Below are 11,838 nucleotides of genomic sequence, written 5' to 3' on the forward strand. Positions count from 1 at the left end.
ACCAATAAAATGGGGCAGTTTCTCCCGGAAAGAGCTGTTACTGTGGCGTTTTATCTGCAGTCAGTGGAGGTGGTCGACTGTGACAAAGGGGGGGATATTAAGGAAATAAAATGTATTCCTGGTGAGTGTAGGCGGTGAACCTGGTCCCGCGCAGGTAACCGACCAGGGTAATGCCGGCCTCCTCGCAGATGCGGATGGCCATATCGGTGGGCGAGGTGCGGGAAACGATGACAGCGACGCCAAGCTGCGCCGCCTTTGTGGCCATCTCTGCGGAAACGCGTCCCGAGGTGGCCATGGTGGTGCCGGAGAGAGGCATCTCCCTGAGCAAGGCCTCTCCCGCCAGGCGATCGACCGTGTTGTGCCTGCCGATGTCCTCAGCGTGCAAGAGCAACCTGCCAGCGGCATCGCCGACGGCCGCGGAGTGGACGCCGCCGTGGCTTTTATACTTGGTCGAGCAAAGCGCCAGTTGCTTCATCAGCTCGAAGATCGCCGCGACCGGAACCTGCTCACGCACGGCAGCAGGCAGCTTGCCGCCGGCTTGCGGCAGGGAAAACGTGATGCCGGTGCCGCATCCGGAGGTGAGCACCGGCTTCAGTTCCTGTGGCACCTCTCCCTTGATGCGGACGTTGGCGATGCCGTAATCGTTGCAAACGCTCAGCACCAGGAAATCGTCGGCACGGGAGACGAACCCCTGGAGCCGCAGGAAACCGGCCACCAAAAAGCGCAGGTCGTGAGGCGAGGCGACCAGGGTCACGATCTCCCGGTCGTTGACCCGCAGTACCAGGGGGAATTCCCGCACCACGTCGACCTCGCCGCGCAGCACCTTTCCGTCGTTGTAGGTGGTGACTTCTGTCATGGTCTACCTGCTTATCCTCTCTGCCCAGCGATCATCGGTCCCCTGCCCGGTCAAAAGCGGGCGAATGACTATTCGCCCCTACGTTATACCGCCGATGCAAAGGTACTTCACTTCCAGGAACTCATCGATGCCGTACTTGGAACCTTCCCGGCCGACGCCGGACTCCTTCATGCCGCCAAAGGGAGCAACCGCGGTGGAGATGAGGCCGGTGTTGATGCCGACGATGCCGTACTCCACCGCTTCGGCCACCCTCCAGACCCGCGCCATGTCGCGGCTGTAGAAGTAGGCGGCCAGGCCGAACTCCGTGGCGTTCGCCAGTTGGATCGCCTCCTCCTCGGTATGGAACCGAAACAGCGGTGCCACAGGACCGAAGGTCTCTTCCCTGGCGAGCAGCATGTCGGGCGTCACGCCGGTGAGCACGGTCGGCTCGAAGAAGGAACCTCCCAGCGCATGCCGCTTGCCGCCGATAACGACCCGCGCCCCCTTGGCAACGGCGTCAGCGATGTGCTCCTCGACTTTCTCCACCGCAGCCATGTCGATGAGCGGCCCCTGCTGGGTCTCACCCTTCAGCCCGTCCCCCACCTTCAACCCGGCGACGGCCTGCGTAAGCCTTTCGGCGAAGCGGTCATGGATGCCGTCCTGCACCAGGAACCGGTTCGAGCAGACACAGGTCTGACCGGCGTTGCGATACTTGGAAATGACCGCACCCTCGACGGCGGCATCCAGGTCGGCGTCGTCGAAGACGATGAAGGGTGCGTTGCCGCCGAGTTCAAGAGACACCTTCTTGACCGTCCCCGCGCACTGCGCCATCAGCTTCTTGCCGACGTCGGTGGAGCCGGTAAAGGTGAGTTTGCGGACCAGCGGGTTGGCGGTCATCTCCCCGCCGATGCTGGCAGCGGAGCCGGTGATCACCGAGAACACCCCCGCCGGCACTTCCGCTCGCCGCGCCAACTCGGCCAGGGCCAGCGCCGAATATGGGGTCGCGGTGGCAGGCTTCACCACCATGGTACAGCCTGCGGCAAGCGCGGGTGCAGCCTTCCTGGTGATCATTGCGGAGGGGAAATTCCAGGGGGTGATGGCGACGCAGACACCAACCGGCTCCTTGAGGACCACGATGCGCTTGTCATTTTGATGCGAAGGGATGACATCACCGTAGATCCTCTTCCCCTCCTCGGCGAACCATTCCAGGAACGAGGCGGCATACACCGTCTCGCCGCGGGCCTCGGCAAGCGGCTTTCCCTGCTCCGCGGTCATCAGCACGGCGAGGTCGTCCTGATGCTCCAGAAGCAGTTCGGACCACCGCCTTACGATCACAGAGCGTTCCTGGGCAGTCCTGGCGCGCCAGGCCGGCAACGCGGCATGGGCCGCCTCGATGGCGCGGCGGGTCTCGGCGCCTCCCATCTTGGGAACGGTGCCCAGCTTTTCTCCGGTGGCCGGGTTGATGACGTCGACGGTATCGCCGCTATCGGCCCCGCCCCAGGCGCCGTTGATAAAGCAAAGCTGCTGGAAAAGACTTTTGTCCTTGAGAATCAGCATCTGCTCCTCCCGTCAAAAGTTATCCAATCCGCGGCAGACGTTGTGTATACCCCATAGCCACCTCTGCAGCAACAGAAACCTGCCCACCCTCCCCCTCCGCGCCCCGGGAGGGAACTACCTATGACAATGCCCCCCCGACTGTACGTCGAGGAGGGCACCTCGCCGCTCACAGTGGCCATCATGGTACAGCGCTCAAGGCACCTGCAGCCCGGTCCGCACCAGGTAGTTGACGGCATAGATGTAGTCGTCTACGTAATCGCGGCGGCCGTCTTTGTTGAGATCGAAGCGCGGGCGGGACGGCGTTCCCCGATCCTTCAGGAAACGCTCGAAATCTGCCTCCTTCACCGGCCGCGTCATCCCGGACACCAATGACGCCCTCGGGGCCACCGCCAACGGCATCTGTTGCCGCAGCCCACCGTAGAGCATCGTGATGTCGGCCGTTACCACATCACGCTTCGGCCGGGCTTGAATCTCCCAGCCGGCCTCGGTCCGTCGGTGCGCGACGTAGGTGCATCCGCTGAAGGTGAAGCTGGGAGTCGCCTCGCCGGTCACCATGCCGATCACCAGCGTCACCGTTGCCTTGCCGTCGGCAAGGGCGACCGGCGGGAGTTGCCGGAAGGGAACGGGGGCGTCCTGACGAAACAGGGCGATCAGGTTTGCCGGGGTGCGCTCCCCCTGGAAAGCCTTGAAACGGTCGAGGACGCTGGTGACGGCAACCGGCTGGGTCACCTGGGGCTGCGGCGCGCTGGCCTCGGCTGCCGGAGTCTCCTGCTCTGGAGGAGGCGGGGTCTCTCCCCGGTCCAGCGGCGCCTCCTCCCCTTCCAGTTGCGCATTTTTGGTGCGCAGCCGCTTCTTCACGGCCGGCGCCCCCTCTTGGGACAAGGGAGCATCGATCCGCGCGGGCGTCTCTTTGGCCGGCACGTCCGCCTGGCCGGTTGCGGTCTCCTGGCCGGGCATGGTCACGGTCCCCCCGACCGGCAACGGGCGCTGCACCGCGATCGGGAGCGCGGCACCTCCCGAAGGGGTGCCACTTCTTGCCTCTTCCCCGGGCTGCGCTGCGCCGGTGCCGCCGTCGGCTGCGCCGACCACGGCCGAGGGGTTGACGATGACGGGCTGCGCCATGGCGACCTTCTTGCCGCCGGCATCGATAAGCGTGCCGGCGACCAGGGTGATGACGCCGGGTGAGCTGCCGGTCCGGTCGAAGGCGACGCTGGCGATGATGCCGCTGCCGGTGAGCCCGCGCGTGCCGACGATGGCCAACCTGATGGGGTTTCCGGGGTTGGCTGCGCTCATCATCCCCTGCACCATATTCCCCATGGTGACCCGCGGGTTGGAGAGCGTGGCGGAATCGTAGCCGATGCTGAGGTCGAGACCTGCGACGCCGTCCATCTGGTCGCCGCGTAGGAGGAAGACGCCATCGGATCCGGGCGAGGATATGGAAAGGGTGGGCAAGGCAAAGGCGGTAGCCGGCAGGACCAGCAAGAGGAAAAAAAGCAGCCTATACCAGGGACAGTGACTCTGCCTGATCATGATGACCTCTATGCCTGGGGGGATAAAACAGCAGGAACGGACCGGTTTACTTTACTGACCCCCCCGGGGGCTGTCAAGCAAGCCCCTCGTGACAAGGTCGACCTGTAAAAGGAAAAGGGGTGGCCGCCCGGCCACCCCTCGCCTTTACTGTTCCGCACGAAAACCCGCCTCCCTTAGGAGGGGAGTTTTCCCATGCTCTTCAGGATGTCCCACCCCTTGAGGAGGTCGAGGGCGCGCAGCACCTGCGAGTCGCTCTTGATCATCTCGTCGGTCTTGTAGGGAGCCGGCTTAGCCTTCTTCTCGTCCTGCTCGTCCTTCTTGTCCCCTTCGAAATGGTTCTCGAGGTCCTTCTCGCGGATGTGCATCCCTTCGCGCTTCTCGCCTGTCGCGGCGATCTCCACGCGCTCGGCCACGATGTCCGGGGTGATCCCCTTGGCCTGGATGGAGCGGCCGCTCGGGGTGAAGTAGCGGGCGGTGGTGAGCCTCAGGCCCGAGTTGTCGGAGAGCGGGATGATGGTCTGCACGCTACCCTTGCCAAAGCTCTGGGTGCCCATGATGACCGCGCGCTTGTGGTCCTGCAGGCAGCCGGCCACGATCTCGGAGGCGGAGGCCGAACCGCTGTTGATCAGCACCACGATGGGGTATTCACCCTGCTTGTGGCTCTTCCTCGAGGTGAAACGCATCTGGGAGTCCTTCTCGCGCCCCTCGGTGTAAACGATCAGCTTCCCTTCGGGGACGAAGTGCTCGCAGACGCGGACCGCCTGATCGAGAAGCCCGCCGGGATCGTTCCTGAGGTCCAGCACCAGCCCCCGGAGCTGCTTCTTGTCGGCCTGCAGGGCCTGCAGCGCCTTCTCCAGGTCGTCATCGGTCTTCTCCTGGAACTGGGCGATCCGGACGTAACCGTAACCGTCGTCGAGGACCTTGAACTTCACGCTCTTGACCTGGATGATGTCGCGCTCCAGGACGAAGTCCTTGGTCTTATCGAACCCTTCGCGCATGATGGTCAGGGTGACCTTGGTCCCCTTCACGCCGCGCATCCTCTTCACCGCATCGGTTATGGTGAGGTCCTTGGTGAACTTGTCGTCGATCTTCAGGATCTGGTCGCCCGCCTTGATGCCCGCACGGAAGGCCGGGGTGTCCTCGATCGGGGAGATGACGGTCAGGATCCCTTCCTTGACGGTGATCTCGATGCCGAGGCCGCCGAAGGCGCCCTTGGTGTCGATCTTCATCTCCTTGTAGGTCTCGGGGGGCATGAAGGAGCTGTGCGGGTCGAGCGAGGTGAGCATGCCGTTGATGGCGCCGTAGACGAGCTTCTTGGTGTCCACTTCCTCGACGTAACTCTTCTTCACTATGGCGAGCACGTCGGTGAACAGCTCGATGGACTGGTAGTCGCTGCCGCCCCCCTGGGCGGCACATCTGCGTTGCACGCCGAACGCTATGACGAGCGTCAGCAGTGAAACGGTAGTGACAAACAGGGTTGTCTTCTTGAACTTGCTACCCTTGAACATTTTGCCTCCCTGGATTTTTCTTGCGATGCCCTGCTTATCTGAACCAGGGGGAAGGATCTACCGGTTTCCCCTGGTATCTGATCTCGAAATAGAGCATGGGTCCCTTGGTCGAGTCGACATCGCCCACGCTGGCAAGTACGTCGTTTTTGGACACCTTCGAACCGACCCTTTTGGCTATGGACGAAGCGTGGGCGTAGAGACTGAAGAACCCGTCGCCATGATCGACGATGATCATATTACCATAGCCTTTGAAATAGTCGGCAAAAATCACTTCGCCGTCATATATTGCATGGATGGCGCTACCGGCGGGGGCTGCCACTGAGATCCCGTTACTGACAGTAAAGGAATCAAACTCTGGGTGCTTATGCCTTCCGAAACGGTCGATGACATTGCCGCGTACCGGCAGCGAGAGCCGCCCTTTCTGGGCACCCAGCCCCTGGTTGGGAACCGGGGTGGCCTTGGCGGTCACGCCGGGGCGGGCCGGTTCGCTCCCCTTGCCGGGACGACCTTTGGAACTATACGCTTTTCTACTTTTGGCTTCAAGCCTTTGAATCATGCTTTGCAGGCGGCTGGCGTTGGCCTGCAGCTCTTTGAGCGAGGCGAGGTAGCTTTGCTTGTCCTGGCGCACCTTGACCAGGTAGGTCGCCTTGCGGCTCTTTTCCTGCTCGATCTCGCGCTTCTTCGCCTCGATGGAACGCCGCAGCCCCTCCTTCTTGACCGCCTCCTGCTCCAGGCGTTCCTTGAGCCGGTTCAGCCGCTCCAGGTTTTCGTTGTACTGCTGGAACAGCTTCTTGTCGTTGGCGAGGATGCTGCGCATGTAGCGCAGGTTCTCGCTCATCTGCGGGAAGGACTCCGAGGAGAAGAAGACGCGCAGGTTGCCGGTGTCGCCCCCCTTGTAGAGCGCGGCCACGCGGCGGTTGATCTGCGCCTTCTTGCGCTCGGCCTCCTGCCGCTCGCGCTCGATGTCGTCGTGGGTCTGGTCGATCCCCTTCTCGACGCCGGCGAGGTCGCGCCCCAGGGCGGCCAGGTTCGACTGCTTTTCGGCAAGCGACTTCTGGATCTGCACCAACTCACCCGAGACCTTGGTCTCCACCTTCTGGGTCTTGGAGATGAGCCGGTTCTTCTCCTTGATCTGCTTCTTGATGTTCTGCAGCTCCTCATTGGCGCCGGCGCGGCAAAGCGCGGGTGCCAGGAGGGCGAGGACGAGCAGGATTGTGGCGGTAAGATGGCGCATGCTAGACGTTTATGAACCTCTTGAGCGAGGTCGCGCTGCCGATGAACCCGAGCAGCACCCCCCCGAGGACCACCCCGGCCAGGTGCGTGGCGGGGAGGAAGGAGAGCCCCGCCGAAGCCGGGTTGATGCCGAGGAAGTCGCCGGCGTTTTTCAGGAAGGCGAAGTAGCACCCCAAAAGCGCCAGAAGCGAAATCACCGCCCCGGCGGCCCCCTGCAGGACCCCCTCGATCAGGAAGGGTGCCTTGATGAAGAAGCGGGTCGCACCGACCAGCCCCAGGAGTTCCAGTTCGTCCTTCCTGGCGTAGATGGTCAGCTTTATGGTGTTGGAGACGATGAAGAGCACGGTGATGGTCAGGAAGCTCCCGAGGAGCGCCCCCATGAGCCGGAACAGGTTCATGAAGGAGTTGAAGCGCTTCACCCACTCCTCGCCGTACTGCACCTCGCTGATCCCCTGGATCTGCTTCAGCTTCTTCACGTAGGCGGCCACGGAGTCGGTGTCGCGGTGTTCGCGGTCCAGCCTGATCTCCAGCGAGGCGGGGAGGACGTCCGGCGTGATCCCCTCGAGGAGAGACTCCTGGCCCTTCAGGCGGCTTCTCAGCCTCTTCTCGGCCTCGGCCTGGCTCACGAAGAGCACCTTGGAAGTGCCGGGAATCGCCTGCACCCTCCCCTTCAGCGCGGCGACCGCGAGCGGCGCCGGTTCCTGGTCGAAATAGGCGGTCACCTGCACCTTGTCGCTCCACCCCTCCGCCATCCCATCCAGGTTCACGTAGACCAGGAGAAAAAGCGAGGCGATCAGAAGCGCCAGCGCGATGGTTCCCACCGTAACGGCGCTGACGAAGACGTTCTGGCGCAGGTTCGCGAAGGCGCGGCTGGTGAAATAGGAGAGCCTGCCGAAGAAACCTTCCTGCTCAAGCTTGGGGCGAACCGCACCCTTGTTATTCTTGGACATCGGGCACCTCCAGCATGGTGGCCTCGGTTGCCGCCTGCCCCACGAAAAGATCGGGCGTATCGACGATGGCCCCCTTGTCGAGCCTGATCACCCTGCGGTGTGAGTTCTCGATCACGCGGCGGTCGTGGGTCGCCACCACCACGGTGGTGCCGCGGTTGTTGGCCTCCTTGAAGATGGAGAGGATCGCCTCCTTGTTCTCGTCGTCCAGGTTGCCGGTCGGCTCGTCCGCCACCAGGATCTTCGGATCGTTCACGAGGGCGCGCGCCAGCGCCACTCGCTGCTGCTCGCCGCCGGAAAGTCTCAGAGGCGTCGCGTTGATCTTGTCCTCGATCCCCATTCTTTTCAGGATGTGGTAGACCTTCTTGCCGATGTCGCGCTTGCCCCATCCCAGCACTTCCAGGGTGATGGCCACGTTCTCCAGCACGGTCCGGTTCGGGAGCAGCTTGTAGTCCTGGAACACCACCCCGATGGAGCGACGCAGCAGGGGAACCTGCGAGCGGGAGAGCCGGGTCAGGTTGACCCCGTCGATCAGCACCTGCCCCCGGGTGGGGGTCAGGTCAGCGTAGATCAGTTTGAGGAGCGTGGACTTCCCCGCCCCCGACTGCCCGGTCAAAAAAACAAAATCCCCTTTGGGGATCTTGAGGTTTATGTCGGACAGCGCGCTCGACTCCGGCTGGTACGACAAGAAAACGTTATGCATTTGGATCATGGGTTTGTAAGCCTCGTAACTACCATTCGTTGTACGGCTTGCCGTCGCTGCCGACCAGCGCGGAACCGCTGTGCACGTCGTAGACCCCACCGGTCGCCCCCTCGGAGGGGGTGTCGGTAGCGGGAGGCGCGGTGACTACCCAGGTGTCCTTGGACTTGGTGAAGGGATCCTTGGGTATCTCCCTGAGGTACCTGTTCTTGTTGTCGACGAGTTCCTGCAGTGTCTCGGGGTACTTCCCCTGGTCCGCGTAGTACTGGTCGATGGTGGAGCGCATGGTGTACAGGTCTTCCCGCAACACCGCCTCGCGGGCCCTGATGATGCCCCACTGGTAATTGGGAGCGCTGATCGCCGCGAGAATGCCGATGATGGTCACCACTATCATCAGCTCTATCAGCGTAAATCCCCGCTGACTCTTCACTATCCTCTTCAACATGAGGTTCACCAGTCCTTGTATTTCGTACCGTCTATGGCGACGCCGTCGCTCAGGGAATGGACGTCGAAGACGTCCTCGCCTCCCCACTTGGTGCTGTCGAACTCGTCGGCATGGGAACGCAGCCCCCACCCGGTATTGTCATCCCCTTCGCCCTTGAAGAAGGGGTCCTTGGGAATGCGGCGCAGGAACTTCTTCTTTTCCTTGACCAGCCCGCCGAAATCGTCCCCCTCCACCAGCACTCCCAGCTTCTTGGGGTAACCGGTGGCGTTGAGCACCTGCACCGTTTTCTGGTCCGACAGCGCCTTGTCGTAGTTTTTCTTGTACTCGTCTATGGCGGTCCTGATCTCGCGCAGGTTCCTTCTGAGCTCGAGTTCCTTGGTCCGCTTGGCGGCCATCTGGGCCGACGGGACGATCAGCGAGGCGAGCAGGGTGAGGATGACCATGGTCACCACCATCTCGATCAGGCTGAGCCCCCGTTTATCTCTAAGGATCTTCCACATCGCGGCGACAGCCCGGAGGGGCTACTTTACCTCCACTACTGACTTGAATGGGGTCACGGCGATCTGCTCGCCCCCTTTCTTCGTGAAGCTGGTGTTGGAGAAGGAAAGGGGCGTGCTCCCCTGCCCGATCGCCTTGAAGGTGACCTGGGCCAGCATGCCGTTGCCGAGTCCCCCCTCGCTCCTGCTGCCGGACATCCAGAGCTCCCCCTTCTTCTTGTCGGCGAAGGCTTGGAAGGTCGACGGCTTTCCGGTCTCCTTGAGGAGCGGCCCTTCGGTCTGTGCCACCACCTCGAGGATCTTGGGATCGTAACTCAGCACGAACACCGCCTTCTCAAGGTCCATTATCCCGGAAACGTTTATCTGCACCGCGAACTGGTCGTTCAGCTTCACCGAAGAAGGGAGGCTGAGGGCGAGCAGGGCCTTCTCCAGAGGGACCGGCGAGACGGTGGGCTTGGGCGGTTCCTTGGCCGCGGCAGCGGCGGCGGCAGCGGCGGCAGCGTTTGCGGCAGCTTCCGCGCCTTGTTCAGCGGGAACTTCGACAGCGGCTTCGCCCCCGGCGGCGCTTGCCGGTGCCGGGGCACCCGGTGCGATCCCATCCTCTGCGCCAGGAGCGGCAGCGACCGGAGCGGCAGCGACCGGAGCGGCAGCGACCGGAGCCGGGGCGACCGGAGCCGGGGCGATCCTTTTAACCGGAGCCGCCTTGGCGGGCGCTGCCTTGGCCGGAGCAGCGGTGTCGGCAAACTCGGGCTCGATGAAGGACTGGTACGGCTTGTTGGTGGAGGGCTCGTCCTCGCGACCGGACCAGAAGGCCGCCACATCGCTGTCGGGCACCGTCACGCCACGCACGATCCTCGGCGTGATGGCCAGCAACAGTTCGCTTTTGTCATTCGACTTGCCGGTGTTGGAGAAGAGGTTGCCGAGCACGGGGATGTCTCCCAGCAGGAACACCTTTTTCTTGCTGTCGGTGTCGTTCTTTTGCATCAAGCCGCCGATTATGCTGGTCTCGCCGTCCTTCAAGGACAGAACCGTGTCGAGGTTTCTGGTCCCGATGGTGACCACCGTGGTGGCCTGGTCGGTGCCGACCTTCTCCCGACCGAGGATGGAGCTCACCTCGAGGCCGAGCTTGATGGAGACCTCGTTGTTCAACTGTATGGTCGGCTCAGCGTTCACCTTCACCCCGACGTCCACGTACTGGACGTTGACGCTCGTGCCGGTGGAGGTGGAAGAGGTGGTCGTGATCGGCACCCTGGTGCCGACGTTGAACTTCGCCTTCTCGCGGTTCTTCACCCTGATCTTCGGATTGGAAAGCGTCTCGCCGTTGGAGAGCGTCTTACCGAAGTTGAAGGTGGCGTTGGGCACGGTGAGGTAGCCGTTGTACCCCCTCATCTTGAAAACGTTGAGCAGGTTGCTGACGTCGGCGGCCGTAGTGGTGGTGCCAGAGGTGGTCGACGTTGTCGTGGTGGTGCTCAGGGCATCGGAGAGGAACTTACCCTGGGGCCCGGTCACCCCGAGGGAGGCGGCATAGCTGGAGAGGGCAAGGCCGAAGGTCTCGGTACCCGCCTTGGAAAGCTCGAAGACCTCGACATCGAGGAGCACCTCGGCGTCGGGAACGTCATTGGCCTCCAGGATCTTGCGCGCGACCTCCACCACTTCGGGGGTGTCGCGGATCACCAGGGCGTTGGCTTCCTCGTTCACGTAGATCTTCTTCACCTGGAGCATGGTGCGCACCAGGTTCACCGCCTTCTTGGCATCGAGCTTGTTCAGGTAGAAGGTCTGGACGAAGAGTTCCTCGTACTGCTTGATCTTGTCCGGGGTCTTGGGATAGATGATGATGGTGCTCTCGTTCAGCACCTTCTTGTCCAGCTTCTGCATCCCGGTCAGGAGTTCCATGGCCTGCTGGAAGCTCCCGTTTTCCAGGTGCAGCGAGACGTTGACGTCCTTTACCCCGTCATCGAAGACGAAGTTGATCCCGGAAAGCTGGGTCAGGATGTTGAAGATGTCCTTGAGCTTGGCGTCCTTGAACTTCAGCGTGATCGGCTTGGTCGACTTCAGGTTCAGCTCGAAGCCGTCCAGCTTCTGCTTCTTGCCGGCCAGGATGCGGTCCAGCCCCTCCTTGGCCGTCTTGTTGGAGGGCTCGAACTGGAGCACGTGCTGGTAGGAGGTCATCGCCTCGCGCAGCTTGTGGTCCCTCTCGAAGTCCGCCCCCTCCTGGAGGTAGGTCTGGGCGTTTCTCAGCTTGAGCGTCTGGTCCGCACGGCTCTTCGCCTCGACGTAGGTCGGGTCCATGGCGTAGGCGGTCTGGAACTCCCTTAAGGCCTCGTCGTAATTCTTCTTCTCGAAGAACGCCTCACCCTTCTTGAAATGCACCTTGCCGGCCGCCTGGGTGATGTTCAGAAGCTTCACCCGGTATTCCCCTACCTCGGGGTGCTTGGCCGCGACCTCGGCATACTTCACCAGCGCGGCGTCCAGGTTCCCCTCGCGCTCGAGCTGCTCTGCCTTACTAAAAGCGGTGCGCCCGGCCGCGCAGCCGGAAAGGGCCAGGGTCAGCAGCATCAGGGTTGAGATCGATCTTAGTCTATGCAT

Annotated in this window: 10 protein-coding genes; all 10 read right to left on the minus strand. The window is 62.5% G+C overall.

Annotation, left to right across the window (positions count from 1 at the left end; all coding sequences use genetic code 11):
• Positions 1-97 precede the first annotated feature (97 nt).
• Positions 98-856, minus strand: coding sequence for a formate dehydrogenase accessory sulfurtransferase FdhD (fdhD, locus tag KOM00_RS13400; protein ID WP_216499444.1), 759 nt, complete (start codon positions 854-856; stop codon positions 98-100).
• 78 nt (positions 857-934) lie between these two features.
• Positions 935-2,392 (minus strand): NADP-dependent succinate-semialdehyde dehydrogenase, encoded by a 1,458-nt coding sequence (gene gabD, locus KOM00_RS13405; protein WP_268899000.1) that lies wholly within the window; start codon positions 2,390-2,392, stop codon positions 935-937.
• A 192-nt stretch (positions 2,393-2,584) separates the two neighbouring features.
• On the minus strand, positions 2,585-3,922 hold the full coding sequence (locus KOM00_RS13410; protein WP_216499445.1) for a cohesin domain-containing protein: 1,338 nt from the start codon (positions 3,920-3,922) through the stop codon (positions 2,585-2,587).
• A 173-nt stretch (positions 3,923-4,095) separates the two neighbouring features.
• A complete protein-coding gene (locus KOM00_RS13415) occupies positions 4,096-5,430 on the minus strand; it encodes a S41 family peptidase (RefSeq protein ID WP_216499446.1) in 1,335 nt (444 codons plus the stop codon).
• 34 nt (positions 5,431-5,464) lie between these two features.
• Positions 5,465-6,664 (minus strand): murein hydrolase activator EnvC family protein, encoded by a 1,200-nt coding sequence (locus tag KOM00_RS13420; protein WP_216499447.1) that lies wholly within the window; start codon positions 6,662-6,664, stop codon positions 5,465-5,467.
• A 1-nt stretch (position 6,665) separates the two neighbouring features.
• Positions 6,666-7,613, minus strand: coding sequence for a permease-like cell division protein FtsX (ftsX, locus tag KOM00_RS13425; RefSeq protein WP_216499448.1), 948 nt, complete (start codon positions 7,611-7,613; stop codon positions 6,666-6,668).
• A complete protein-coding gene (gene ftsE, locus KOM00_RS13430) occupies positions 7,600-8,322 on the minus strand; it encodes a cell division ATP-binding protein FtsE (RefSeq protein ID WP_216499449.1) in 723 nt (240 codons plus the stop codon). The genes ftsX and ftsE overlap by 14 nt, the downstream gene beginning before the upstream one ends.
• 19 nt (positions 8,323-8,341) lie before the next feature.
• On the minus strand, positions 8,342-8,755 hold the full coding sequence (locus KOM00_RS13435; protein ID WP_216499450.1) for a type IV pilin protein: 414 nt from the start codon (positions 8,753-8,755) through the stop codon (positions 8,342-8,344).
• A gap of 5 nt (positions 8,756-8,760) precedes the next feature.
• Positions 8,761-9,255 (minus strand): type II secretion system protein, encoded by a 495-nt coding sequence (locus tag KOM00_RS13440; protein WP_216499451.1) that lies wholly within the window; start codon positions 9,253-9,255, stop codon positions 8,761-8,763.
• A 21-nt stretch (positions 9,256-9,276) separates the two neighbouring features.
• Positions 9,277-11,838 carry a secretin N-terminal domain-containing protein gene (locus tag KOM00_RS13445; RefSeq protein ID WP_216499452.1) on the minus strand — a complete coding sequence of 854 codons (2,562 nt, stop codon included), beginning with the start codon at positions 11,836-11,838 and terminating at the stop codon, positions 9,277-9,279.

The sequence above is a fragment of the Geomonas diazotrophica genome (genome assembly GCF_018919385.1).
In the GTDB taxonomy this organism is placed as follows: Bacteria; Desulfobacterota; Desulfuromonadia; order Geobacterales; family Geobacteraceae; genus Geomonas; species Geomonas diazotrophica.

Coding starts and splice junctions, on each gene's coding strand:
- fdhD (WP_216499444.1), bottom strand. CDS start 856: ATGACAGAAGTCACCACCTACAACGACGGAAAGGTGCTGCGCGGCGAG.
- KOM00_RS13445 (WP_216499452.1), bottom strand. CDS start 11,838: ATGCATAGACTAAGATCGATCTCAACCCTGATGCTGCTGACCCTGGCC.
- KOM00_RS13440 (WP_216499451.1), bottom strand. CDS start 9,255: ATGTGGAAGATCCTTAGAGATAAACGGGGGCTCAGCCTGATCGAGATG.
- ftsX (WP_216499448.1), bottom strand. CDS start 7,613: ATGTCCAAGAATAACAAGGGTGCGGTTCGCCCCAAGCTTGAGCAGGAA.
- KOM00_RS13420 (WP_216499447.1), bottom strand. CDS start 6,664: ATGCGCCATCTTACCGCCACAATCCTGCTCGTCCTCGCCCTCCTGGCA.
- KOM00_RS13415 (WP_216499446.1), bottom strand. CDS start 5,430: ATGTTCAAGGGTAGCAAGTTCAAGAAGACAACCCTGTTTGTCACTACC.
- KOM00_RS13410 (WP_216499445.1), bottom strand. CDS start 3,922: ATGATCAGGCAGAGTCACTGTCCCTGGTATAGGCTGCTTTTTTTCCTC.
- KOM00_RS13435 (WP_216499450.1), bottom strand. CDS start 8,755: ATGTTGAAGAGGATAGTGAAGAGTCAGCGGGGATTTACGCTGATAGAG.
- ftsE (WP_216499449.1), bottom strand. CDS start 8,322: ATGATCCAAATGCATAACGTTTTCTTGTCGTACCAGCCGGAGTCGAGC.
- gabD (WP_268899000.1), bottom strand. CDS start 2,392: ATGCTGATTCTCAAGGACAAAAGTCTTTTCCAGCAGCTTTGCTTTATC.